The organism is Streptomyces tuirus, from assembly GCF_014701095.1.
Taxonomy (GTDB): domain Bacteria; phylum Actinomycetota; class Actinomycetes; order Streptomycetales; family Streptomycetaceae; genus Streptomyces; species Streptomyces tuirus.
In genome coordinates this window covers 6,163,835-6,187,105 of sequence record NZ_AP023439.1, presented here as the reverse complement: position 1 = coordinate 6,187,105, position 23,271 = coordinate 6,163,835, and the positions used below count along the sequence as shown (strand labels likewise).

21 protein-coding genes are annotated in these 23,271 nt (G+C 72.6%); 11 read left to right on the top strand and 10 right to left on the bottom strand.

The features are described from left to right. Positions 1 to 32: 32 nt before the first annotated feature. Positions 33 to 602 (top strand): isochorismatase family cysteine hydrolase, encoded by a 570-nt coding sequence (locus IGS69_RS28130; RefSeq protein ID WP_190903280.1) that lies wholly within the window; start codon positions 33 to 35, stop codon positions 600 to 602. A gap of 44 nt (positions 603 to 646) precedes the next feature. Continuing rightward, the gene (locus IGS69_RS28125) at positions 647 to 1,531 is read left to right on the top strand and encodes a bifunctional helix-turn-helix transcriptional regulator/GNAT family N-acetyltransferase (protein WP_190903279.1); all 885 of its coding nucleotides are present in this window, start codon (positions 647 to 649) and stop codon (positions 1,529 to 1,531) included. A 19-nt stretch (positions 1,532 to 1,550) separates the two neighbouring features. Here IGS69_RS28125 and IGS69_RS34995 read toward each other — a convergent pair whose 3' ends face one another. Continuing rightward, positions 1,551 to 1,676, bottom strand: a complete 126-nt coding sequence (locus tag IGS69_RS34995) for a hypothetical protein (RefSeq protein ID WP_269783185.1) — start codon at positions 1,674 to 1,676, stop codon at positions 1,551 to 1,553. A gap of 390 nt (positions 1,677 to 2,066) precedes the next feature. Continuing rightward, on the bottom strand, positions 2,067 to 2,798 hold the full coding sequence (locus IGS69_RS28120; protein ID WP_190903278.1) for a flavodoxin family protein: 732 nt from the start codon (positions 2,796 to 2,798) through the stop codon (positions 2,067 to 2,069). A 124-nt stretch (positions 2,799 to 2,922) separates the two neighbouring features. Here IGS69_RS28120 and IGS69_RS28115 point away from each other — a divergent pair, with 124 nt between their 5' ends. Further along, positions 2,923 to 3,924, top strand: a complete 1,002-nt coding sequence (locus IGS69_RS28115) for an NAD-dependent epimerase/dehydratase family protein (protein WP_190903277.1) — start codon at positions 2,923 to 2,925, stop codon at positions 3,922 to 3,924. A 261-nt stretch (positions 3,925 to 4,185) separates the two neighbouring features. On the opposite strand, the gene IGS69_RS28110 is transcribed toward IGS69_RS28115, so the two are convergent. Together IGS69_RS28110 and IGS69_RS28105 are read right to left on the bottom strand one after the other, a co-directional pair. Beyond that, positions 4,186 to 5,310 (bottom strand): sensor histidine kinase, encoded by a 1,125-nt coding sequence (locus IGS69_RS28110; RefSeq protein ID WP_190903276.1) that lies wholly within the window; start codon positions 5,308 to 5,310, stop codon positions 4,186 to 4,188. A 2-nt stretch (positions 5,311 to 5,312) separates the two neighbouring features. Further along, complete coding sequence (locus IGS69_RS28105) at positions 5,313 to 6,068, bottom strand: response regulator transcription factor (protein WP_190903275.1); 756 nt, start codon at positions 6,066 to 6,068, stop codon at positions 5,313 to 5,315. A gap of 122 nt (positions 6,069 to 6,190) precedes the next feature. Between IGS69_RS28105 and IGS69_RS28100 the strand changes: the two genes are divergently transcribed. The 3 genes from IGS69_RS28100 to IGS69_RS28090 are packed head-to-tail and all read left to right on the top strand — an operon-like array spanning position 6,191 to position 8,294. Beyond that, a complete protein-coding gene (locus IGS69_RS28100) occupies positions 6,191 to 6,886 on the top strand; it encodes a glycosyltransferase family 2 protein (protein ID WP_190903274.1) in 696 nt (231 codons plus the stop codon). Further along, entirely contained in the window at positions 6,883 to 7,545 is a 663-nt protein-coding gene (locus tag IGS69_RS28095) for a TIGR04282 family arsenosugar biosynthesis glycosyltransferase (RefSeq protein ID WP_190903273.1), read from the top strand. Before IGS69_RS28100 ends, IGS69_RS28095 begins: the two co-directional genes overlap by 4 nt. After that, a complete protein-coding gene (locus IGS69_RS28090; protein ID WP_190903272.1) occupies positions 7,542 to 8,294 on the top strand; it encodes a class I SAM-dependent methyltransferase in 753 nt (250 codons plus the stop codon). The genes IGS69_RS28095 and IGS69_RS28090 overlap by 4 nt, the downstream gene beginning before the upstream one ends. A 316-nt stretch (positions 8,295 to 8,610) precedes the next feature. Here the strand turns inward: IGS69_RS28090 and IGS69_RS28085 are convergent, their stop codons facing one another. Further along, complete coding sequence (locus IGS69_RS28085; protein WP_190903271.1) at positions 8,611 to 9,852, bottom strand: molybdopterin-dependent oxidoreductase; 1,242 nt, start codon at positions 9,850 to 9,852, stop codon at positions 8,611 to 8,613. 116 nt (positions 9,853 to 9,968) lie between these two features. On the opposite strand from IGS69_RS28085, the gene IGS69_RS28080 reads away from it, so the two are divergent. Then, positions 9,969 to 11,342, top strand: coding sequence for a hypothetical protein (locus IGS69_RS28080; protein WP_232543803.1), 1,374 nt, complete (start codon positions 9,969 to 9,971; stop codon positions 11,340 to 11,342). A gap of 30 nt (positions 11,343 to 11,372) precedes the next feature. Here IGS69_RS28080 and IGS69_RS28075 read toward each other — a convergent pair whose 3' ends face one another. Both IGS69_RS28075 and IGS69_RS28070 read right to left on the bottom strand, forming a co-directional pair. Continuing rightward, positions 11,373 to 11,867: an ATP-binding protein gene (locus IGS69_RS28075; protein WP_190903270.1), complete on the bottom strand. Its 495-nt coding sequence runs from the start codon at positions 11,865 to 11,867 to the stop codon at positions 11,373 to 11,375. Positions 11,868 to 12,030: 163 nt separating this feature from the next. Beyond that, on the bottom strand, positions 12,031 to 12,384 hold the full coding sequence (locus tag IGS69_RS28070; protein ID WP_190903269.1) for a hypothetical protein: 354 nt from the start codon (positions 12,382 to 12,384) through the stop codon (positions 12,031 to 12,033). Positions 12,385 to 12,753: 369 nt separating this feature from the next. On the opposite strand from IGS69_RS28070, the gene IGS69_RS28065 reads away from it, so the two are divergent. From IGS69_RS28065 to argG, 4 genes are all read left to right on the top strand, one after another. After that, positions 12,754 to 14,565: a methylmalonyl-CoA mutase family protein gene (locus tag IGS69_RS28065; protein ID WP_190903268.1), complete on the top strand. Its 1,812-nt coding sequence runs from the start codon at positions 12,754 to 12,756 to the stop codon at positions 14,563 to 14,565. Further along, on the top strand, positions 14,565 to 16,739 hold the full coding sequence (gene scpA / locus IGS69_RS28060; protein WP_190903267.1) for a methylmalonyl-CoA mutase: 2,175 nt from the start codon (positions 14,565 to 14,567) through the stop codon (positions 16,737 to 16,739). Before IGS69_RS28065 ends, scpA begins: the two co-directional genes overlap by 1 nt. Next, a complete protein-coding gene (gene meaB / locus IGS69_RS28055; RefSeq protein ID WP_190903266.1) occupies positions 16,736 to 17,728 on the top strand; it encodes a methylmalonyl Co-A mutase-associated GTPase MeaB in 993 nt (330 codons plus the stop codon). Before scpA ends, meaB begins: the two co-directional genes overlap by 4 nt. A 79-nt stretch (positions 17,729 to 17,807) precedes the next feature. After that, complete coding sequence (gene argG, locus IGS69_RS28050) at positions 17,808 to 19,262, top strand: argininosuccinate synthase (RefSeq protein ID WP_190903265.1); 1,455 nt, start codon at positions 17,808 to 17,810, stop codon at positions 19,260 to 19,262. A gap of 58 nt (positions 19,263 to 19,320) precedes the next feature. Here the strand turns inward: argG and IGS69_RS28045 are convergent, their stop codons facing one another. The 3 genes from IGS69_RS28045 to IGS69_RS28035 form a co-directional block, all read right to left on the bottom strand. Continuing rightward, positions 19,321 to 20,031 (bottom strand): neutral zinc metallopeptidase, encoded by a 711-nt coding sequence (locus IGS69_RS28045; RefSeq protein WP_190903264.1) that lies wholly within the window; start codon positions 20,029 to 20,031, stop codon positions 19,321 to 19,323. A 189-nt stretch (positions 20,032 to 20,220) separates the two neighbouring features. Next, on the bottom strand, positions 20,221 to 21,654 hold the full coding sequence (pntB, locus tag IGS69_RS28040; protein ID WP_190903263.1) for a Re/Si-specific NAD(P)(+) transhydrogenase subunit beta: 1,434 nt from the start codon (positions 21,652 to 21,654) through the stop codon (positions 20,221 to 20,223). 6 nt (positions 21,655 to 21,660) lie between these two features. Further along, positions 21,661 to 23,217, bottom strand: coding sequence for a Re/Si-specific NAD(P)(+) transhydrogenase subunit alpha (locus tag IGS69_RS28035; RefSeq protein ID WP_190903262.1), 1,557 nt, complete (start codon positions 23,215 to 23,217; stop codon positions 21,661 to 21,663). Positions 23,218 to 23,271 lie beyond the last annotated feature (54 nt).

Here is a 23,271-nt window from a genome sequence, read left to right as displayed (position 1 = left end):
GAACGACAGCACCGGACGGAAGGGCGGAGGGCATGGAACGAGGCGCAGACCCGAGGCGGTCGGCTCTCATCGTGATCGACATGATCAACACGTACGAGCACGAGGACGCCGAGCTCCTCCTGCCGTCCGTGGAGCAGGTCGTGCCGGTCCTGACCGAGTTGCTGGGCCGGGCCCGGGAGGCGGACGTCCCCGTGATCTATGTGAACGACAACTTCGGGTTGTGGCGCTCGCACCACGGAGAGCTGCTGGAAGCGGCCCTGTCCCAGCGGCACGCCCACCTGATCGAGCCGATCCGGCCCGACGAACGGTCGCTCTTCGTCCTGAAGGCCCGCCACTCGGTGTTCTTCGAGACGCCCCTGTCCTACCTGCTGTGGAGCCTGGGCGTCGGACACGTGGTCCTGACCGGCCAGGTCACCGAGCAATGCGTCCTGTACTCCGCCCTGGACGCGCACATCCGCCACCTGGAGGTGACGGTGCCGAGGGACGCCGTCGCCACCATCCATCCCCACCTGGCGTCCGCGGCCCTGGAGATGATGGAGCGCAACATGGGCGCCCGGATCGTCACGGCGAAGGAGACCGAGTTCGCGCCACCCGAGGCCTGAGACAGGACTTTGCCCCCGCGCCATTACCTGACTAAGGTCAGAGAATGGCGAAGGAGCAGGTAGAGCAGGTACGGCGCTTCAACCGGACGGTCGCCGAGCGGGTGGGGGTGCTGCACGACCACTATCTGGGCGGTGCGCGCCCCTACGGCCAGGCGCGGCTGCTCTGGCAGATCGGTGACGGCGGCACGCACGACGTCCGCGGCGTACGGGAGCGGCTCGGGCTCGACTCGGGCTATGTGAGCCGGCTGCTGCGGGCGCTCGAGCGGGACGGCCTCGTCACCGTCGCACCCCACCCCGGCGACCGGCGGGTCCGCACCGTGCGGCTGACCGAGGCCGGGCGGCAGGAGCGTGCGCTGCTCGACGACCGCAGCGACGCACTCGCCGCCTCCCTCCTCGACCCGCTCGACGCCCGGCAGCGGGAGCGGCTGACCTCCGCCATGGCGGAGGTCGAACGACTGCTGACCGCCTCGACGGTCCACCTGGACGAACTCGACCCCGGTCACCCGGACGCCGCGCACTGCCTGCGGTCCTACGCCGCCGAACTGCGCGAGATCTTCGACGGCGGCTTCGACCCCGCGAACAGCCTGCTGCCCGATCCGGGCGAACTGCGGGCGCCGCGCGGACTGTTCCTCGTCGCCCGGCTGCACGGCGAGCCGGTGGGCTGCGCCGGGCTCAAACTGCCGGCCGGGGCCCCGGCCGAGATCAAGCGGCTGTGGGTCTCCCCGCAGTCCAGGGGTCTCGGCCTGGCGCGGCGGCTGCTGTCCGAACTCGAGGGCCGCGCCGCCCGGCACGGCAGCGACCGGGTGCGGCTCGACACCAACAAGGCACTGACGGCGGCCACGCGCCTCTACCGCGACAGCGGGTACACCGAGGTCCCCGCCTTCAACGACGAGCCGTACGCCCACCACTGGTTCGAGAAGCGGCTGTGAGACGGCGGGCGCATCGGGATCAGCCGCAGCGGCGGCCGGAGTTGATGCAGGTGACGGCCTGCTTCATCAGCCGGTCGGGCATCGCGTTGATGAAGTCGCCGTGGTCGGTGACGGGCTTGTGCAGCGACTCGGGGAAGCTGTCCACGGCGAAGGCGGTGCTGCCGGCCAGGCCGCTGTAGGTGAGGCGCGGTTGCGGTCGACCTTCGCACGCGCCTGCCGGGGCACGTCCGGCAGGCGGTCCGCCACCGAGGGGCAGGAAAGGGGTGAGGCCGCGCGGGTGGTGGCACGGGGGGCGTCGGTCGCGTTGGCCTGCATGGTGACCAGCGCGAGTCCGACCCCGCCCGCGGCCAGCCCGGCGACCAGGACGATCGCGTTGCGCCGCTTCCGGTTGCGCCTGTGTCCTTGCTGCATGGTGACCCTTCCGTTCCTGTGTCAGGTGGGAACACCGTGGCCGCCGGGACGAGGGGCGACCACTGGTTCCGACCGCGCGTCACCATCGCGTAAGAACTGGCACACCGCGCCCGCCCCGCCCCGGTCAGCGGTGCTCGGGGTTCTCCGCACCGGGGCGGCAGCCGGCGTCCCACTGCGAGCGCTGGTTGCCATAGGCGGGGACCCCTCCGGCGCGCTTCAGCAGGGCCGCGATGTGCATGAGGTTCCAGGTCATGAAGCTGGTGTTGCGGTTGGTGAAGTCGTTCTCCGGGCCGCCGGAGTCCGGGTCCAGGTACGACGGCCCGGGGCCGGCCGCGCCGATCCAGCCGGCGTCCGCCTGGGGCGGGATCGTGTAGCCGAGGTGCTGGAGGCTGTAGAGGATGTTCATCGCGCAGTGCTTGATGCCGTCCTCGTTGCCGGTGATGAGGCAGCCGCCGACGCGGCCGTAGTAGGCGTACTGGCCCTTGGAGTTGAGCAGCGAGGAGCAGGCGTAGAGGCGCTCGATGACCCGCTTGGTGACGGAACTGTTGTCGCCCAGCCAGATGGGGCCGGCCAGGACCAGGATGTCCGCCGCCATGACCTTCTCGTACAGTGCCGGCCAGTCGTCCGTGGCGAAGCCGTGCTCCGTCATGTCCGGGTAGACGCCGGGTGCGATGTCGTGGTCGACGGCGCGGATCAGGTCCGTGGTCACCCCGGCGCTCTCCATGATCGACCGGCTCTTGTCGATCAGGCCCTGGGTGTGGCTGCGCTGCGGGGACGGTTTGAGGGTGCAGTTGATGTAGAGGGCGCTCAGGTCGTCGTAGCGGGGGGCCGCGTCGGGTGCGGAGGGAGCTGTCATGGGTGCAGGGTCTCGCGGCGGGCCCGGCTTGTTGTGGTTCGGCGCACCCGCGCCCGCCTTACGGAGTCATGACGTACGGCCGCGTTCCCGTGAGACGGCGGTCGTGGGCGCCTAGCGTGCCCGTATGCGCGTACTGGTCACCGGCGGTGCCGGGTTCATCGGGTCCCATGTGGTCGCCACCCTGCGGGAGCGGGGGCACGAGGCGGTCGTGTTCGACGTGCGGGAGGATTCCGCGTCCGACGTACGGGACGCCGCGGCGGTGCGCCAAGCCCTGGCCGGTGTGGACGCGGTGTGCCACCAGGCCGCGAAGGTCGGGCTCGGCGACGGGGTCGCCGACGCGGCGGACTACGTCGCGCACAACGACCTCGGGACCGCCGTGCTGCTCGCGGCCATGGCGGAGTCGGGTGTGGGGACCCTCGTGCTCGCCGGGTCGATGGTCGTGTACGGCGAGGGGCGGTACGCCTGTGCGCGGCACGGGGTGGTGAGGCCCGGGCCGCGGGCGGTGGCCGATCTCGACGCGGGCCGGTTCGAGCCCGCGTGCCCGGTGTGCGGACAGGACCTCGCCCCCGGGCTGGTCCGTGAGGACGCCCCGGCCGATCCGCGGAACGTGTACGCGACGACCAAGCTCGCCCAGGAGCATCTGGCCGCCTCCTGGGCCCGCTGCACCGGCGGCTCGGCGGTGTCGCTGCGCTACCACAACGTGTACGGGCCCGGCATGCCCCGGGACACCCCCTACGCCGGTGTCGCCTCCTTCTTCCGCTCGGCGCTCGCCCGGGGCGAGGCGCCGCGGGTGTTCGAGGACGGGCGGCAGCGCAGGGACTTCGTGCACGTCCGGGACGTGGCGGCGGCGAACGCCGTGGCGCTGGAGGCCCGGGCCGCGCCGGGTGCGCTCACCGCGTACAACACCGGCAGCGGCGATCCCCACACCGTCGGCGAGATGGCCCGGGCACTGGCCGCCGCGTACGGCGGCCCCGACCCGGTCGTCACAGGTGAGTACCGGCTCGGGGACGTACGGCACATCACCGCGGACTCCGCGCGGCTGCGGGCGGAACTGGGGTGGAAGCCGGAGTCCGGCTTCGAGGAGGGCATGACGGAGTTCGCACGAGCGGGGATGCGGGGCGCTTAGCCGGTCGGACGGCGTCTTCCGCCGCGCAGCAGCGCTCGCGGGCAGGGCCCCGGGCGCAGGCACGCGGCGGACGGATCCGCCGCGAGGCCGAAGCGCCGGCGGGCGTCAGCGCACGGCAACGGGTCCGCCGCGAAGCAGCAGCGATCCCAGGCCTCGGCACGCGACGGACGTTTCGTGGCGAAGCCGCGGTACCCGCACGCGAGCAGCACTCCCGCGCGATGCCGCAACGCCGGGCTCGCCGGCGTCCGGACGCGGCGCCGGTCAGCTCGGCTTCACCGACGCCGCCGCCGGCAGTACGACCTCGAAGCGGCAGCCGCCGGGGATGTTGCGTACGCCGGTTCGGCCCTGGTGGGCCTCGACGATGCCGCGGACGATGGCGAGGCCCAGGCCCGCGCCCGCCGGGGGCGTCCGGGCGTGGGTGCCGCGCCAGCCGGTGTCGAAGACGCGGGGCAGGTCCTCCTCGGGGATGCCACCGCAGCCGTCCGTCACCGACAGCACGACGCCCTCGGGAGAACGCTCGGCGGCGATCGCGACCGTGCCGTCGGCCGGAGTCCGGCGGATCGCGTTGACCAGCAGGTTGCCCAGCACCCGGCTCATCTCCTTGCCGTCCACCTCCACCGGCACCGGCTCGATGCGGCCGCCCACCAGCCGCACCCCGTGCTCGCGGGCGAGCGGGTCGACTCCGGCGAGCGCGTCGCCGACGAGGTCGTACAGGGAGATCCGGGTGGGCGTCAGGGCCAGGGCCCCGGCGTGGATGCGGGAGAGCTCGAAGAGGTCGCCGACCATGCCGTTGAGGCGTTCGACCTCGGTCCGCATCTGCCGGAGATAGCGGTCCGGGTCGGCGGCGACGCCGTCCTCCAGGGCTTCCGACATGGCGCGCAGACCGGCCAGCGGGGTCCGCAGGTCGTGGGAGATCCAGGCGACGAGTTCACGACGAGAGGTCTCCAGGGCGCGTTCCCGCTCCCGGGACTCGGCGAGCCTGGCGCTGGTGGCGGCCAGCTCGCGGCTCACCGCGGCGAGTTCGGCGGTGGCGGGACCCCCGGGCGCGGCGAAGTTCCCGCCGTCGCCGAAGGAGCGCGCTGCCGCGGCGAGTTCACGGCTGCGGGCCACAACCCACCGGCCCAGCAGCAGCGCGGTGGCCAGGGAGACGACGGCCGCCATGGCGACGACGGTCGTGACGACGGTCAGGTCGTGCGGCGACAGGAACATCGCCCAGGCGACGATGAGCGTGCCCGCGAGCATCGCGACGACGCCGACCGCCGCCACCACCGCGAGCGAGACGGTCAGCGAGCGGCGGCGGAGCAGGCGCAGCGCACCCGCTCCGGCCAGTCCCGTCGCGGCGGCACCGGCGAAGGCGTACAGGGCGATGAGGAGGGTGTCGCGCACGGTCAGTCGTCCCCTTCACCGGGTTCACCGGGGGCGCTGGGGTCACCGGGTTCGAAGCGGTAGCCCACGCCCCAGACGGTCTGGATCAGGCGGGGCCGGGCGGGGTCGTCCTCGACCTTGCCGCGCAGGCGGCGGACGTGGACCGTGACGGTCGACAGGTCGCCGAAGTCCCAGCCCCAGACCTCGCGCATCAGGTCCTCGCGCCCGAAGGCCCGCCCCGGGTGCCGCAGGAAGAAGGAGAGCAGGTCGAACTCCCGGAGGGTCAGGGAGAGTTCGGTGCCGTTCTTGGTGGCCCTGCGCGCCGCCGGTTCCACCGTCAGACCGGCCGCTCCCAAGCGGTTCCCGGTGGCGGCGGGGCGGCTGCGGCGCAGCACCGACTCGACGCGCAGGACGAGTTCGCGGGGGCTGAAGGGCTTGGTGACGTAGTCGTCGGCGCCGACCTCCAGGCCCAGGATGCGGTCGTCCTCGTCGCCTCGGGCGGTCAGCATGATGACGGGCACGGGGCCGCGGCCGCGGATCCGCCGGCACACCTCCAGGCCGTCCATACCGGGCAGCATCAGATCGAGCACGACCAGGTCCGGCCGGTGCGCGGCGGCGCGGGCGAGGGCGGTCGGGCCGTCGTCGGCGCGGTCCACGGCGTAACCGGCGCGGTCCAGATATCCGGCGACGACCTCGGCGACGGTCGGATCGTCGTCGACGACCAGGATCCTGCGGGATCCGTCCGCGGTCCCGGGCGGCTCGTACGGCTCTCGGTGCATGCCTCCAGCCTGGCACCACGCCGCCACCGGCGGGGGCCCGGGCACCGCTGCGGCCTCCGACGTCCGCGTTTCGTAAGGAGCGGTGGTCCGGTTTGCCCGGTTCGCGTTCGTAGGGTGAAACCGTGACGACGACACCCATCGACGTCGACGTGGTGCTGCCCTGCCTGAACGAGGCCGAGGCCCTTCCCTGGGTGCTCGAACGGATTCCGCCGGGCTGGCGCGCACTCGTCGTCGACAACGGTTCCACTGACGGCTCGGCCGCGGTCGCCCGCGCGCGGGGCGCGACCGTGGTGCACGAGCCGCGGCGGGGCTTCGGCGCGGCCTGCCACGCCGGGCTGACCGCGGCCACCGCCGAGGTGGTGTGCTTCTGCGACTGCGACGCCTCCCTCGACCCTGGGCTCCTGGTCCCCTTCGTGCGCGAGGTGCGCGAGGGCGCGGCCGACCTGGTGCTCGGGCGGCGGCGCCCGCAGGGGCGGGGCGCGTGGCCGCCGCACGCCCGGGCCGGGAATCTCGCGCTCGCGCGGATGCTGCGCCGCCGCACCGGACTGCGTCTGCACGACCTCGGTCCCCTGCGCGCCGCCCGCCGCGAGCCGCTGCTCGGCCTCGGTCTCAGCGACCGGCGCAGCGGCTATCCGCTCCAGATGGTCGTCCGCGCGGCCGACGCGAGCTGGCGGATCGCCGAGCACGACGTGCCGTATCTGCCGCGCGCCGGGGCCTCGAAGGTGACGGGCACGTGGCGCGGCACCTGGCAGGCCGTTCGGGACATGAGCCGCGTGCTGTCCGAAACGCCCGCGTCCGAAGGGGGAACCGTCCGTTGACCACGCTCCTCGTCATCGCCAAAGAGCCGCGGCCGGGCCGGGTGAAGACCCGGCTCACGCCCCCCTTCACACCCCGTCAGGCGGCCGAACTGGCGGAAGCGGCCCTCGTGGACACGCTGCACGCCGTGGCCGCCACGCCCGCCGCCCGGCGCGTCCTGGTGCTCGACGGTGCCCCCGGCCCCTGGTTGCCGCCCGGCTTCGACGTCGTGGCGCAGTGCGCGGGCGGTCTGGACGAGCGGCTGGCGCACGCCTTCGCGGGGTGCGCCGGTCCGGCCCTGCTCATCGGCATGGACACCCCGCAGGTGACCCCCGAACTCCTGACCGTCGACTTCGCCGGCTGCGACGCCTGGTTCGGCCCGGCGCAGGACGGCGGCTTCTGGGCCCTCGGCCTGGCCTGCCCGGACCCCGCCCTGCTGCGGGGTGTGCCCATGTCGACACCGGTGACGGGTGCCGTGCAGCGGGAGCGGCTGGTCGCCGCGGGGCTGCGCGTGCGCGACCTGCCGACGCTGCGGGACGTCGACACCGCCGCCGACGCGGGCGCGGTCGCCGCGCTCGCCCCGCGAGGGCGCTTCGCGGCCCGGCTGGCCCGCTGTTCGCCGGCTCGGGAGACGGCCGCCGAGCCGGCGCCGCGTCCGGTGCCTCCGGTCGGCCCTCGATGAGCGCCCCGCCCGCCACCGCCCTGGCCTGGGCGGCCGCCGACCCCTACGACGCCGCCCTGCGCGCGGGGCGCGGCCCCCTGTTCCTGCGGCGCACCGACGGCTGGCTGCTGCCGCTGGAGGTGGAGCGCTGGTGCGCCCGGGCCGACCCGGTCGACCGGGACGTGCTGGACCGGTGCGAGGGGGCCGTGCTGGACGTGGGGTGCGGGCCCGGGCGGCTCGTGGCGGAACTGGCCGCCCGGGGCCGGGCCGCCCTCGGGATCGACGTCAGTGAGGCCGCGGTGGAGCACACCGTCCGGCTCGGGGGCCAGGCGCTGCGGCGGTCGGTGTTCGAGCAACTGCCCGGCGAGGGCCGCTGGGACACCGTGCTGCTCATGGACGGCAACATCGGCATCGGGGGCGACCCGAGCGCCCTGCTGGAGCGGGTCGGCGGGCTTCTGCGCCCCGGCGGTCTGCTGATCGCCGAGACCGCCCCCGCGGATGTCGACGAACGGGTGCGCGTGCACATCACCGACACCCACGCCACCTCGGGCGCCCCGTTCCCCTGGGCCCGGCTCGGCACCCGCGCGCTGCTCCGGTACGCGCGAGGCCGCTGGGAGCGGGACGGTCAGTGGACGGCCGGCGGGCGGCGCTTCGCCGCGCTGCGCAGCCGCAGCGCCAGCAGCAGTGCCGAGCCCGCGAAGAGGACGGCCGTGATCAGCAGCCAGCGCGTGAGGAACCCCTCCGGCGGCAGGCCGGTCGCGGACCGGTAGCGGCGCTCCTCCACCATGCCGCTGATCAGCGGGAACCACACCAGGAGCAGCAGCCCGGAGAGGGCCGCCGGCACCCGCACGTACATCGTCCACTCCCGGCGGCGGACCCGGCCGAGCCCTCCGACCAGCGCCCGGTCCGCCGCCGCGTACAGCGGCAGCAGCACCAGGTCGTGCAGCAGCGCGGCGCCGACGACCCAGAGCGCCACGCCGAGCCAGTCATCGGCGAGCAGGCGTACCCCCGCGTAGGCCGCGAGGGCGAACGAGCAGGCCAGCAGCAGGAGTTGCAGGGGGCTGCCGACGGCGAAGCGGCCTCGCATCACAGGTCTCCGAACGTCATCCGGGCCACCCACTTGGTGTTCAGCACACCGGGGGCCGCGGGCACGATGATCCGGGCCGGGTGGCCGTGGTCGGGGGACAGTTCCTCGCCGTTGACGTACAGGGCGAGCAGGGAACGCGGGTCGGCCACCTGGTTGGCGCGCAGGGCGGCCTTACGGAAGGCGCCCTGGCGCTGGAGGGACTCGACGAACACGTCCGGCGGGTCGTCCTCGTACCCGGCGAGGGCCGCGAGGTCGCGCAGCCGCACCCCGCGCCACCACTGGTCCGGCGTGGACCAGCCCTCCACACAGGCGATGGGCAACGCGGAGCTGTGCAGGGGGAGGCCGGCGAGCTGGGCGCGACTGAGCCGGATCGTGCCCGTGCGCCCGGTCACGACGAGCCGCCAGGCGTCCTCGGCCGTTTCCGCCGGGTCGATCCGGGCGTACGCGGCGGTCTTGTTGATCTGGAAGCCGTTCGGGCCGCTGCCGGGTTCCGCGCCGCCGTGCGGGGCGAGGAGGGCGGTGCGCCGCAGCGGGCCGCCGAAGTTCTGCCCCACGGTCGTGCCGAAGAGCAGCAGCGAGCCGCCCCCGACGAACCACAGGGCGCCCCGCCGGGAGACGGTCGGCTCGGCGGGGCGCGGGGAGACCAGGTCGTTCTTCTCCTCCCGCAGCCGCCGCAGATTGCGCAGTGCCGTGGGCGTCTTGAGCAGCGCGTGGGCCACGAAGGCGGCGAAGAACACCCAGGCGCCGTAGAAGTGCAGGGGGTAGAACGAGCCGGGGAAGACGTAGTCGAGCTGGACGTTGAGGACGCCGGTGACGAACTCGAACAGTGCGCCGCCGACCAGCAGCAGCAGGGAGACCCGCTCCAGGGCGTGTGCGAGCGAGCGGGCCGGCGGCAGGGTGAACAGCCTCGGCACGACGGACCACAGCTTGGCGAGCAGGACGGGGATCAGGGTGATGCCGAGGGTGACGTGGACGCCCTGGTTCAGCCGGTACAGCCAGTGCGGGTCGGTCGGCCAGGCGAAGAGGTAGAAGCCGAGGAGCCCCTTGTCCGGGGTCTTGTCGTTGACCGGCGCGAGGTCCGGGTTGTAGGCGGCGTACGACAGGAGTCCCGTCACGAACAGCACGGTGATGCCCGCCAGGAGGACGAGGCCCAGCACCGAGGTGAACCGGGGGCCGCGCAGAGGGCTGCGCCAGAAGCCGGGGGACGTGGGAAGCCGCGGATCGCGTGGATCGTGTCGCATGAACCGACGGTAGGCCGCCGGAGCCCCGCGAAAGGGTGCGCGACCCATGACGAAACGCTGACATCGGGCCCGGTCGGCGGTCCGTGAGCGGTCGCGCGGCCTAGCGTGCCGGTGTGATCCGCACCCTGCCCTCCCCCGCCCGGACCCGTGAGTCCGAGCCTCCCGGCCGTCTGCGCCGTGACCTGTACGCCGCCGGGGCCGCCGCGGTGCTCGTGACGGTGGCCGCGGTGGCCGGCCGCCACATCGAGGACACCCGCGGGACGCTGTTCGTCGACTGGCCCCCGCTGCTCGCCTCCTGGGGTCCGCACGTGGGCCCCGGCACCCCCGCGGCCGTGCTCGTGGCGGTCGCCGTCGTGGTGTACGGCCCCGTCCTCGCGGCCCGTCTCCCCTGGCGGGCCCTGCTGCCGGTGGCCTGGGGCGCCTCGACGGCCTGGATCCTCTCCCTGGCGCTGATCGACGGCTGGGACCGCGGCATCGCCCGCAGACTCACCACCCGCTACGAGTACCTCCAGGTCATCGACCGCTTCCATGACATCCCGGCGGCGCTGCGGGACTTCACCGGGCACATCCTGCTCGACTCACCCGACAACTGGCCCGCCCACATCGCCGGGCACCCGCCCGCCGCCACGCTCACCTTCGTGCTGCTCGACCGGATCGGCCTGCGGGGCGGGGGCTGGGCCGGGGTGTGGTGCGTCGTCGTCGGCGCGACGGCGTGTGTGGCCGTGCTGGTCACGGTTCGCGCCCTCTGCGACGAGGCACTGGCCCGCCGGGCGGCCCCCTTCCTGGTCCTGGCCCCGGCGGCCGTGTGGATGGGCACCTCGGCGGACGCGTACTTCGCGGCGGTGGCGGCGTGGGCGGTGGCCCTGCTCGCTGTGGCGGTCACCCGGAGATCCCCGGGGTGGGCGGGCGCGTCCGGGCTGCTGTTCGGCCTGACCTGCTATCTGTCGTACGGCCTGACCCTCGTCGCGCTGATCGCGGCGGCGGCCCTGGTGCTCGGCCGGAACGGGGTCCGGGAGCGTCCGGCCCTGCTGGTGTCGCTGCTCGCCGGAGCGGCCGTGGTCCCCGCGGTGTTCACGCTCGCGGGCTTCGACTGGTGGGAGGCCTACCGGCTGCTGGTCACGCGCTACGCCCAGGGCGCGGGCGGCATCCGCCCCTACGGGTACTGGGTGTGGGCCAACCTGGCCTGCACGGTGCTCGTCACGGGACTGGCGACGGCGGCGGGGCTGCGGCGGGCCGGGGCCGTACTGGTCCGGCGCCGCACCTCTCCCCGGGCGGGTGTCCGCCTCGCCTTCCTCGTGTCCGCCGCGCTCCTGGCCCTGCTGATCGCCGACCTGTCCGGCATGAGCAAGGCCGAGACGGAACGTATCTGGCTTCCCTTCGCCCTGTGGCTGCTCCCGGCCTGCGCGTTCCTCACCCGCCCCCGCCCCTGGCTCACCGTCCAGGCGGTGCTCGCTCTGCTCCTCAACCATCTGCTGCTCACCGGGTGGTGACCTGGGCCGGGAGGGGGTCTCGTCGGGGCGTCAGGCGGCCGGGCCGACCGCGCTCAGGGCGTCGGGCCCGCCGTCCGGGGCGGGACGCAACCAGGCGGTGACCTGCTTGCCCGGGCCGAGGGGTGTGACGGCGACCTTGCTGCTGACCGTGTGCACCACATGCATGCCATGACCGCCGAAGCGCCGGCCGTCGCGCTCCCTGAGCACCGGCTGCTCGGTGGAGGTGTCCCACACCGTGATGGCCAGTTCGTCACCGGAGAGCCGCAGAATCATCCCGCAGGGGCCGGGTGCGTGCCGGATCGCGTTGGTGACCAGTTCACTGACGACCAGTTCGGCGTCGATCGCCAGAAGGGCCGGCACGGGCGGGCGGCCGGTACACGGTACGTACGCCAGGAACGCGTGCAGCGCCCGGCGCGCCTCGACGGCGCACGCTGCGCCGTCGTCCCAGACCGCGCCGCAGCGCAGGGGGACCTGCTCGTCCGTGCCCGGCTCATCTGCCGCCTGCTTCATAAGCGGGATGACCATATGGGGCTCTTTCGTTGTTGTTCGTGCTGCTCAGTGCCTTTCGGACGTCGTCTACCCCGCCGTGGAGCGCGCATACTGCCGACGGCCCGCCGTTGTGGTGTGCTCCGCACCGCGTGGCCCGCGGCCGAGGGGGCGAACGGCGGGGGCCGGTTCGACGCGTTCTTCAGGCTCTGTTGATCCGGGCCGCGATTCCGTGACCGATCAGCAAATAGATGACCGCGGGAAGCCCATAATTGAGGACGACGCGCAACCCTTCTGTGTCCATCGTGAAAATGTCCTGGGCCCATCCGGAAAGCCAGTCCGCCATTCCGTGGACGAACTCGACGAAGGGATTCCCCTGATTGGCGTCGAGGAGATAGAGCACGATCCACAGGCCCAGCAGGCCGGCCGCGATGTCGGCGACCGTGCAGATCGTGAGGGCCGTCCGCCGTGCGGTGGCCTGGTTGCGGGCAGTGCGGTCGGGCGGCGGTGGCTGGTCGTACGGCTGATAGGGAGAAGCCGGGTCGGTGCCGTTCACGAGAAATCCCATCTGGTGTATCGCTTCGCCGGCCGGTCGCTCCCATGAATGACATCGGGAGCGTGATCCGGTTTCGGCCGGCCTTTTCTGCCCCCTACTGCGCCTTGCGATTGCCGCCGCGTTACACCTCGTGCCGCACAAGTGAAATGTCGCGGCCTGTGCGGTCACGCACCCAAAAGACGGCCCTCAGGAGACATTTCGGTCAGGGCATCGGGGCGGCCCTCGCCTCGGTGTCCGGGGCGGTCTCCATGCTTCGTCACGGGGTCCCGGGCAGCCGTTCACGGGAGATCGGGGCCACATTCACGGCGAGGGCAAGGTCACAGCCGTTCCCTCTGCTTCTCGTTCGTGGGCGTGACCTAACATCCGAGCATGACGGTCCTGCCTGACGACGGGCTTGAGCTGGCCGGCGAGTTCCCTGACGTGCCCCATGAGCAGTGGCAGCGCCTTGTGGCGGGCGTACTGCGCAAATCGGGCAAGGACGTCGAGGGGGCCGAGGCCGAGCACGCCCTGTCCACCGCGTTGGAGGACGGGTTGCGCACCCGCCCCCTCTACACCGCCCACGACTCCGCGCCCGAGCCGGGCCTGCCCGGGTTCGCCCCCTTTGTGCGCGGCGGCCGCGCCGAGGGGAACACGGTGGGCGGCTGGGACGTACGGCAACGGCACACGGTGGCCGACCGTGACGCGGTGCTCGGGGACCTGGAGAACGGTGTCACCTCCCTCTGGCTGACGGTCGGGGAAGGCGGCATCGCGGTGCCCGACCTCGGCCGGGTCCTCGACGGCGTGTACCTGGACCTCGCGCCCGTCGTCCTCGACGCGGGGCGCGACACCGAGCCCGCCGCACGGGAGTTGCTGCGGGTGTACGAGGAGCGGGGTGTCGCCCGGGACGCGGCGCGCGGCAATCTGGGCGCTGATCCGCTCGGGCACGAGGCCCGTACCGGTGAGCGGTGCGACACCGCTCCGGCGGCGGAGCTCGCGCGGCTGTGCGCCGGGGAGCACCCGGGGCTGCGGGCGCTGACCGTGGACGCGCTGCCGTACCACGAGGCCGGTGGTTCGGCCGCCCAGGAGCTGGGCTGCTCACTGGCCACCGGCGTGGCGTACCTGCGGGAGCTGGGCGATGCCGGGCTGGGCGTCGAACAGGCCTGTGCGCAGCTGGAGTTCCGGTACGCGGCGACCGCCGACCAGTTCCTGACGATCGCCAAGCTGCGGGCCGCGCGCCGGCTGTGGGCCCGCGTGGCCGAGGTCTGCGGAGCGCCCCGGGCGGGGGCGCAGCTCCAGCACGTCGTGACGTCGCCGGTGATGATGACGCGCCGCGACCCGTGGGTGAACATGCTGCGCTCGACGATCGCCACGCTGGCCGCGGGGGCGGGCGGGGCCGACGCGGTCACCGTCCTGCCGTTCGACCACGCCCTCGGCCTGCCGGACGCGTTCGCGCGCCGCATCGCCCGCAACACCTCCACGATCCTCATCGAGGAGTCGCACCTGGCCCGGGTGATCGACCCGGCGGGCGGCTCCTGGTACGTGGAGCGGCTCACCGACGAACTCGCCCACGCGGGATGGGAGTTCTTCCAGCGGATCGAGCGCCTGGGCGGCATGCCGGCCGTCCTGCGCTCGGGCGACCTGGAGCGGGATCTCGCCGAGACCTGGCAGGCCCGCGCGGGCCTGCTGGCCAAGCGGCGCGAACCCATCACCGGCGTCAGCGAGTTCCCGTTCCTCGCGGAGAAGCCGGTCGTCCGCGCGGACGCTCCCGAGCCGCGCTCCGGCGGCCTGCCGCGCGTCCGCCGTGACGAGGCGTACGAGGCGCTGCGCGCCCGCTCCGACGCCCACCTCGCGGCGACCGGCTCCCGCCCGCGGATCTTCCTCGCCGCGCTGGGCCCGGCCGCGGCGCACACCGCACGTCTCACCTTCGCCTCGAACCTCTTCCAGGCCGGCGGCATCGAGCCGGTCACGGACGGCACCTTCGGGGAGAGCGGTGCGACGGAGGCCGTGCTGTGCTCCAGCGACGCGCTGTACGCGGAGCAGGCCGAGGCCGCCGTCCGGGACCTGAAGGCCGCCGGTGCCCGGCATGTGTTCCTCGCGGGCCGTCCCGGGGAGCACCCCGGTGTCGACGCGTACGTGTTCGCGGGCTGTGACGCCGTCGCCGTGCTGTCCGCCACCCTCGACCGCATGGGAGTCGTTTCCTGATGGCAATCCCCGACTTCTCCGGGATCGAGCTGGGCACCCCGGCCCCCGACGGCGGCGCCGACGAATGGCGTGCGGCGGTGAAGAACGCGTCCGGCGGGGACGACCTGCTCTGGGAGACCCCGGAGGGCATCGCCGTCAAGCCGCTCTACACCGGGCGTGACCTGGAGGGCCTGGACTTCCTGGACACCTACCCGGGAGCGGCGCCGTTCCTGCGCGGCCCGTACCCGACGATGTACGTCAACCAGCCCTGGACGATCCGCCAGTACGCCGGCTTCTCGACGGCCGAGGAGTCCAACGCCTTCTACCGGCGCAACCTCGCGGCCGGCCAGAAGGGCCTGTCGGTCGCCTTCGACCTGCCGACGCACCGCGGCTACGACAGCGACCACCCGCGGGTGACCGGCGACGTCGGCATGGCGGGCGTGGCCATCGACTCGATCTACGACATGCGGCAGCTGTTCGACGGGATCCCGCTGGACAAGATGACCGTGTCGATGACGATGAACGGTGCCGTGCTGCCGGTGCTGGCGCTGTACATCGTGGCGGCGGAGGAGCAGGGCGTACCGCCCGAGAAGCTGGCCGGAACCATTCAGAACGACATTCTGAAGGAGTTCATGGTCCGCAACACCTACATCTATCCGCCGAAGCCGTCGATGCGGATCATCTCCGACATCTTCGCCTTCACCTCGCAGCGGATGCCCCGCTACAACTCCATCTCCATCTCCGGGTATCACATCCAGGAGGCGGGTGCGACGGCCGATCTGGAGCTGGCGTACACGCTCGCGGACGGCGTGGAGTACATCCGCGCGGGGCGTGAAGCGGGCCTGGACGTGGACGCGTTCGCGCCGCGTCTTTCGTTCTTCTGGGCGATCGGCATGAACTTCTTCATGGAGGTCGCCAAGCTGCGGGCGGCGCGGCTGCTGTGGGCGAAGCTGGTGAGGCAGTTCGACCCGCAGAACGCCAAGTCGCTGTCCCTGCGCACCCATTCGCAGACCTCGGGCTGGTCGCTGACCGCGCAGGACGTGTTCAACAACGTGACGCGCACCTGCGTCGAGGCCATGGCGGCGACGCAGGGGCACACGCAGTCGCTGCACACCAACGCCCTCGACGAGGCGCTCGCGCTGCCGACCGACTTCTCGGCGCGCATCGCCCGCAACACCCAGCTGCTGCTCCAGCAGGAGTCCGGCACCACCCGCGTGATCGACCCGTGGGGCGGCAGCGCGTATGTGGAGAAGCTGACGTACGACCTGGCCCGGCGGGCCTGGCAGCACATCGAGGAGGTCGAGGCCGCGGGCGGCATGGCCAAGGCCATCGACGCGGGCATCCCGAAGCTGCGCATCGAGGAGGCCGCGGCCCGTACGCAGGCCCGGATCGACTCGGGCCGTCAGCCGGTCATCGGCGTCAACAAGTACCGGGTGGAGTCCGACGAGCAGATCGACGTCCTGAAGGTCGACAACTCCTCGGTGCGGGCGCAGCAGATCGAGAAGCTGCGGCGGCTGCGCGCGGAGCGGGACAAGCGGGCCTGCCAGGACGCGCTGGACGCGCTGACCCGGGCCGCCGGCGGCGAGGGCAACCTGCTGGAGCTGGCCGTGCACGCGGCCCGCGCGAAGGCCACCGTCGGGGAGATCTCCGACGCCCTGGAGAAGGTGTACGGCCGGCACGCGGGGCAGATCCGTACGATCTCCGGCGTGTACCGCAACGAAACCGGAGAGTCCCCGAGCGTGGACCGCACCCGCACCCTGGTGTCCGCCTTCGAGGAGGCCGAGGGCCGCCGCCCGCGCATCCTGGTCGCGAAGATGGGCCAGGACGGTCACGACCGCGGCCAGAAGGTGATCGCCACGGCGTTCGCCGACCTCGGTTTCGACGTGGACGTCGGCCCGCTGTTCCAGACGCCCGCCGAGGTGGCCCGGCAGGCCGTCGAGGCGGACGTGCACATCGTCGGCGTCTCCTCGCTGGCGGCCGGTCACCTCACCCTGGTGCCGGCGCTGCGCGAGGCGCTGGCCGAGGAGGGCCGCGAGGACATCATGATCGTGGTCGGCGGCGTGATCCCGCCGCAGGACGTGCCGACGCTGCTGGAGATGGGCGCGGCGGCCGTCTTCCCGCCCGGGACGGTGATCCCGGACGCGGCGTACGACCTGGTGCGGCGACTGTCGGACGGCCTCGGGCACGCCCTGTGATCGATGTCGACGCGTATGTGAAGGGCGTGCTCGACGGGAAGCGGGCGATCATCGCCCGCGCGATCACACTCGTCGAGTCGACCCGGCCGCAGCACCGGGCGCTGGCCCAGGAGCTGCTGACCGCGCTGCTGCCGCACAGCGGCCGGGCCCGGCGGATCGGGATCAGCGGAGTGCCCGGCGTGGGCAAGTCGACGTTCATCGACGCGTTCGGCACGCTGCTCACCTCGCTCGGGCACCGGGTGGCGGTGCTGGCCGTCGACCCGTCCTCCAGCCGTACGGGCGGTTCCATCCTGGGTGACAAGACCCGGATGGAGCGCCTGGCGGTGGACCCGGCTGCGTTCGTGCGCCCCTCCCCCACGGCGGGCACGCTGGGCGGGGTCGCGAAGGCCACCCGCGAGTCGATCGTGGTGATGGAGGCGGCCGGCTACGACGTGGTCCTGGTGGAGACGGTCGGTGTCGGCCAGTCCGAGACGGCCGTCGCCAACATGGTCGACTCGTTCCTGCTGCTCACCCTCGCGCGCACCGGCGACCAGCTCCAGGGCATCAAGAAGGGCGTGCTGGAGCTGGCCGACGTGATCGCCGTCAACAAGGCGGACGGGCCGCACGAGCGCGATGCCCGCGCGGCCGCGCGGGAGCTGGCGGGCGCACTGCGCCTGATGCACGGCAAGGACGCCTTCTGGACCCCGCCGGTGCTGCACTGCAGTGCCCGCGAGTCGACCGGCCTGGACACGCTGTGGGAGCGCCTGGAACAGCACCGCACCCTGCTGGACTCCACCGGCCGCCTCTCCGCGAAGCGCCGCGACCAGCAGGTCGACTGGACCTGGAACATGGTCCGCGACGAGCTCCTCGGCCGCCTGCACGCCGACCCGGCGGTACGGGCTCTCGCGCCGGAGCTGGAACAGCGGGTCAGGGAAGGCGCGTTGACACCGACGCTGGCGGCCGAGCGGATCCTCGGGGCGCTCGACGGATCCGGTACAGCGGGTTCCTGAGACGGAAGCGGAATCGGTCCGGACGACGATTCCGCATACCCCGCTTGCATGACTATGCAAAGTGATACATACTCTTTCTATGTCCAAGGTCCTCACCTCCCTGCCCGCCGGCGAACGCGTCGGCATCGCCTTCTCGGGCGGTCTCGACACCTCCGTCGCGGTCGCGTGGATGCGCGACAAGGGCGCCGTCCCGTGCACCTACACCGCCGACATCGGCCAGTACGACGAGCCCGACATCGCCTCGGTGCCCGGCCGCGCCAAGACGTACGGGGCCGAGATCGCGCGTCTGGTCGACTGCCGTGCCGCGCTCGTCGAGGAGGGCCTGGCCGCGCTGACCTGCGGCGCGTTCCACATCCGCTCCGGCGGGCGGGCCTACTTCAACACCACCCCGCTCGGCCGCGCCGTCACCGGCACGCTCCTGGTCCGGGCGATGCTCGAGGACGACGTCCAGATCTGGGGCGACGGCTCGACCTTCAAGGGCAACGACATCGAGCGGTTCTACCGCTACGGCCTGCTCGCCAACCCCCACCTGCGCATCTACAAGCCCTGGCTGGACGCGGCCTTCGTGGCGGAGCTCGGCGGCCGCAAGGAGATGTCCGAGTGGCTGCTCGCGCACGGGCTGCCCTACCGGGACAGCACGGAGAAGGCGTACTCCACGGACGCCAACATCTGGGGCGCCACGCACGAGGCCAAGACCCTGGAGCACCTGGACACCGGCGTCGAGACCGTCGAGCCGATCATGGGCGTCCGGTTCTGGGACCCGTCGGTCGAGATCGCCGCCGAGGACGTGACGATCGGCTTCGCCGAGGGCCGCCCGGTGTCGGTCAACGGCAAGGAGTTCGCCTCCCCCGTCGACCTGGTCATGGAGGCCAACGCCATCGGCGGCCGGCACGGCCTGGGCATGTCGGACCAGATCGAGAACCGGATCATCGAGGCCAAGAGCCGCGGCATCTACGAGGCCCCGGGCATGGCCCTGCTGCACGCCGCCTACGAGCGCCTCGTCAACGCGATCCACAACGAGGACACCCTCGCCCAGTACCACACCGAGGGCCGGCGCCTGGGCCGGCTGATGTACGAGGGCCGCTGGCTGGACCCGCAGGCGCTGATGATCCGCGAGTCGCTCCAGCGCTGGGTCGGCGCCGCCGTGACCGGCGAGGTGACGTTGCGGCTGCGGCGCGGTGAGGACTACTCGATCCTCGACACCACGGGCCCGGCGTTCAGCTACCACCCGGACAAGCTGTCCATGGAGCGCACCGAGGACTCCGCGTTCGGCCCGGTGGACCGGATCGGCCAGCTCACCATGCGCAACCTCGACATCGCCGACTCCCGCGCGAAGCTGGAGCAGTACGCCGGCATCGGCATGATCGGCACCGGCAGCCCCACCATCGGCGCCTCCCAGGCCGCCGCGACCGGGCTGATCGGCACCATGCCGGAGCTGCCGCAGGGCGGCGCCGAGGCCATCGCCTCCCGGGGCGAGGTCTCCGAGCAGGATGCCTGGCTGGACCGGGCCGCGATGGAGTCCGGCACGGACTGACCCCGCGCAACCGCCGGGAGGCCGGCCCGACATCGCGTCGGGCCGGCCTCCCGCGTTTTCACGACTGCGCGCCGTCCGTGACCGAAGACGGCAGACATCCCTCGACCCCCTGCTGTTGCCCCAGGGTGAAGGCGGCAACTCGTTCGGAGGCGCTTCCGTGGTCTCCGACCTTCGTCCAGGGGGTCTCGTCGGCGACGAGGACGAGGGCCGTACGCAACTCGTCGACGTCCCCGGGCTCGAAGACGAGCGTTCCGTCCCGGGCGGCACCCTCGAGTTCCGCCCCGGCCAGGCAGTCCGCCTGCAGTTCGCTGTCGATCGTCCGCAGCCGGACGTCCAGACGGTTCTGTATCGCGTGACCCCACTCGTGCGCGACGACCAGGTACACGAACCCGTCCCCGAACCGGTAGCCGCTGCGCATGAGGTCCATGTCCCAGGCGAGATAGTCCTCGCTCGTCGGGCAGTAGACGGCGTTGTCGTCGACCAGCGGCTCCCCGCCGCAGGTGGGGGCATTCGGCGAAGCGCCGTCGTAGGGTCCCAGGACGGTGGGCGGGACGTAGGCCCCCGTGAAGTAGTCCGACCAGTGCTTGCGCCAGAACGCGTCGACGCCCTGCACGGCCGACTCGATGTCCCGGGTGACTTCGTCGTTCGGTCCGGCGGTGGGGAGGGTACGGGACGCCTCGCCGGCGGTCCCGTACGCGTAGCCGCCGGAAACGGCCAGCAACGCGGTGGTGAGCGCCGCGCACACGCGCAGCCGCAGCTGATGGGTCATGGTCGACTCCGCAACATGGCCGGGGCGCAGCATGACTGCGTCGTCTTGTGCGTGCCGGGCGTGCCAGGCGCACCGAGGTGCCTCCCCCACCAGTCAACGCCGATACCTCGCCGACCGCACCCTCACCACCTGCGCGGGCGCGCGCACAGCGATGCCCCGCCGGTCGTCCGCCGGCGGGGCATCGCGCGCTCAGCGGGTCGTGCCGGCCATCTCCGGGACCGGGGCGTCGAGGGAGTCCAGGCCGCGCAGGATGTCCTCCACGCGCTGCCTGGCGTCGCCGAACAGCATCTGGGTGTTCTCGCGGAAGAACAGCGGATTCTGCACGCCCGCGTAGCCGGCGGCCATGGAGCGCTTGAAGACGACCACGTTCGCCGCCTCCCACACGTGCAGCACCGGCATCCCCGCGATGGGGCTGGAGGGGTTGTCGGTGGCGGCCGGGTTGACCGTGTCGTTGGCGCCGATGACCAGGACGACCGAGGTGGCGGCGAAGTCGTCGTTGATCTCGTCCATCTCCAGGACGATGTCGTAGGGCACGTTGGCCTCGGCGAGCAGCACGTTCATGTGCCCGGGCAGCCGGCCCGCGACGGGGTGGATGCCGAAGCGCACCTCCACGCCCCGGTCGCGCAGCTTGCGCGCCAACTCGGCGACCGGGTACTGGGCCTGGGCGACGGCCATGCCGTAGCCGGGCGTGATGATCACCGAGGTGGCGTTGCCGAGGAGCTCCGCGGTCTCCTCGGCGTTGATCTCCCGGTGCTCGCCCTGCTCGTCGTCGTCGGCGGACGCCGCCGGGGTGCCGAAGCCGCCCGCGATGACCGAGATGAAGGAGCGGTTCATCGCCTTGCACATGATGTACGACAGATAGGCACCGGAGGAGCCGACCAGCGCGCCGGTGACGATGAGCAGGTTGTTGGCGAGCAGGAAGCCCGAAGCCGCCGCGGCCCAGCCGGAGTAGCTGTTGAGCATGGAGACCACCACCGGCATGTCACCGCCGCCGATGGAGGCGACCAGATGGGCGCCGAGGGCGAGCGCGATCACGGTGACCGCGATGAGCAGCCCCATGCTCGGGCGAACCACGAACGCGATGGTCAGCCCCACGAAGGCGACCAGCGCGCCGATGTTCAGGACGTGCTTGCCCGGCAGCGTGAGCGGACGGGAGTTGATGCGCGCCGAGAGCTTCAGGTAGGCGACGACCGAGCCCGTGAAGGTGACGGCGCCGATGAACACGCCGATGAACACCTCGGCGTGATGGATGCCCAGCAGCGAGCCGGAGAGTTCGGCGTCGACGTCGAGGTAGCCGTTCCAGCCGACGAAGGCGGCGGCGAGGCCCACCAGGCTGTGCATGATGGCGATCAGCTCCGGCATGCCGGTCATCTCCACCACCCGGGCCCGCCACAGGCCGATGCCCGCGCCGAGAGCCGTGGCGACGACGATCAGCACGAGGCCGCTCGCGGTGATGCTGCGGGAGGCGAGCCCGACCGTGGCGGCCAGGGCGACGACCATGCCCGCGATGCCCCAGACGACGCCCGACCGGGACGTCTTGTGCTGGGAGAGGCCGGCGAGGCTGAGGATGAACAGCAGCGCCGCGACGACGTAGGCGGCCTGGGCGGCCGTGTCTGTGGTCATCCCTGATCAGCCCTTCGAGAACATGCCGAGCATGCGGCGGGTCACGGCGAATCCGCCGAAGATGTTGATGCTCGCCAGCAGGATCGCGGCGAACGACAGCACGGTCACGGCGGTGTCCCCGTACCCGATCTGCAGCAGCGCGCCGACCACGACGATGCCGGAGATGGCGTTGGTGACCGACATCAGCGGGGTGTGCAGCGCGTGGTGCACATTGCCGATGACGTAGAAGCCGATCACGATCGCCAGGACGAACACCGTGAAGTGGCCGAGGAGTTCGCTCGGGGAGAGGGCCGTCACCAGGAACAGCGCGAGCGCTCCCAGACCGACCAGGGCGTAGGAGAACCAGGCCGGGCGGGCGGGCTTCGCCGGTGTCTCGGCGGGGGCCGGGGCGGGCTCCTTCGCCGCGCTCGGGGCGGGTGCGGCGGACACCTGGACCGGGGGCGGCGGCCAGGTCTTCTCGCCCTCGCGGACCACGGTGATGGAGCGCTGCACCACGTCGTCGAAGTCGAGGACGAGCCGGCCGTCCTTGCCGGGGGTGAGCAGCTTCAGCAGGTTGACGATGTTGGTGCCGTACAACTGCGAGGCCTGGGCGGGGAGCCGGCCGGGCAGGTCGGTGTAGCCGATGATCGTCACGTCGTTGTCGGTGACGACGGCCTTGCCGGCGACCGTGCCCTCGACGTTGCCGCCCTGGGAGGCGGCCATGTCGACGATCACGCTGCCGGGCTTCATGCGCGCCACGTCCTCGGCGGTGATGAGCCTCGGCGCGGGGCGGCCCGGGATGAGCGCGGTGGTGATGATGATGTCGACGTCGGCGGCCTGCTCGGCGTACAGCTGCGCGGCGAGCCGGTTGTAGTCGTCCGAGGTGGCCTTGGCGTAGCCGTCGGTGCTCACCTCCTGCTCGGCGGTCACCGTCAGGAACTCCCCGCCCAGGGACCGCACCTGCTCGGCCACCTCGGGGCGCGGGTCGGTGGCGCGGACGACGGCGCCGAGGCTGCGGGCCGCGCCGATCGCGGCGAGTCCGGCCACTCCGGCCCCGGCCACCAGCACCTTGGCGGGCGGCACCTTGCCGGCGGCGGTGACCTGGCCGGTGAAGAAGCGCCCGAAGGCGTGCGCGGCCTCGACCACGGCACGGTACCCGGCGATGTTCGCCATGGAGCTGAGGACGTCCAGGGACTGGGCGCGCGAGATGCGCGGTACGGCGTCCATGGCGAGCACGGTGATCGGACGGCGTGCCAGTTCCTCGACCAGTTCGGGGTTGAGGGCGGGGCTGATCAGCGCGATCAGCGTCGCCCCCTCGCGCAGCCGGCCGATCTCCTCGCTCGAGGGGGCGTTGACCTTCAGCAGGATGTCCGCCTGCCACGGGTCGCCGAGCCGGGCTCCCGCCTCCTCGTAGGCCGCGTCGGAGAAGCGCGACGAGGCTCCCGCTCCCGGTTCGACCGTCACGTCGTACCCGAGCGCGACGAGTCTCCCCACGGTGGCCGGCGTCGCCGCCACCCTGGTCTCGCCCGCAGTGGATTCGGCCGGTATGCCGATCCCCTGGGGTTGCGGTTCCGCTGGGACCATCGTCTGCCTCTCCCGTCGTTCGACTGCCTGTCCTCGCTTGGTGCCCGCATCCTG

What these genes read in the sequence shown, in the direction of transcription:
- IGS69_RS28130 (WP_190903280.1), top strand. Translation starts at nt 33, where the DNA reads ATGGAACGAGGCGCAGACCCGAGGCGGTCGGCTCTCATCGTGATCGAC.
- IGS69_RS28125 (WP_190903279.1), top strand. Translation starts at nt 647, where the DNA reads ATGGCGAAGGAGCAGGTAGAGCAGGTACGGCGCTTCAACCGGACGGTC.
- IGS69_RS28120 (WP_190903278.1), bottom strand. Translation starts at nt 2,798, where the DNA reads ATGACAGCTCCCTCCGCACCCGACGCGGCCCCCCGCTACGACGACCTG.
- IGS69_RS28115 (WP_190903277.1), top strand. Translation starts at nt 2,923, where the DNA reads ATGCGCGTACTGGTCACCGGCGGTGCCGGGTTCATCGGGTCCCATGTG.
- IGS69_RS28105 (WP_190903275.1), bottom strand. Translation starts at nt 6,068, where the DNA reads ATGCACCGAGAGCCGTACGAGCCGCCCGGGACCGCGGACGGATCCCGC.
- IGS69_RS28090 (WP_190903272.1), top strand. Translation starts at nt 7,542, where the DNA reads ATGAGCGCCCCGCCCGCCACCGCCCTGGCCTGGGCGGCCGCCGACCCC.
- IGS69_RS28085 (WP_190903271.1), bottom strand. Translation starts at nt 9,852, where the DNA reads ATGCGACACGATCCACGCGATCCGCGGCTTCCCACGTCCCCCGGCTTC.
- IGS69_RS28075 (WP_190903270.1), bottom strand. Translation starts at nt 11,867, where the DNA reads ATGGTCATCCCGCTTATGAAGCAGGCGGCAGATGAGCCGGGCACGGAC.
- IGS69_RS28065 (WP_190903268.1), top strand. Translation starts at nt 12,754, where the DNA reads ATGACGGTCCTGCCTGACGACGGGCTTGAGCTGGCCGGCGAGTTCCCT.
- scpA (WP_190903267.1), top strand. Translation starts at nt 14,565, where the DNA reads ATGGCAATCCCCGACTTCTCCGGGATCGAGCTGGGCACCCCGGCCCCC.
- argG (WP_190903265.1), top strand. Translation starts at nt 17,808, where the DNA reads ATGTCCAAGGTCCTCACCTCCCTGCCCGCCGGCGAACGCGTCGGCATC.
- IGS69_RS28045 (WP_190903264.1), bottom strand. Translation starts at nt 20,031, where the DNA reads ATGACCCATCAGCTGCGGCTGCGCGTGTGCGCGGCGCTCACCACCGCG.
- pntB (WP_190903263.1), bottom strand. Translation starts at nt 21,654, where the DNA reads ATGACCACAGACACGGCCGCCCAGGCCGCCTACGTCGTCGCGGCGCTG.
- IGS69_RS28035 (WP_190903262.1), bottom strand. Translation starts at nt 23,217, where the DNA reads ATGGTCCCAGCGGAACCGCAACCCCAGGGGATCGGCATACCGGCCGAA.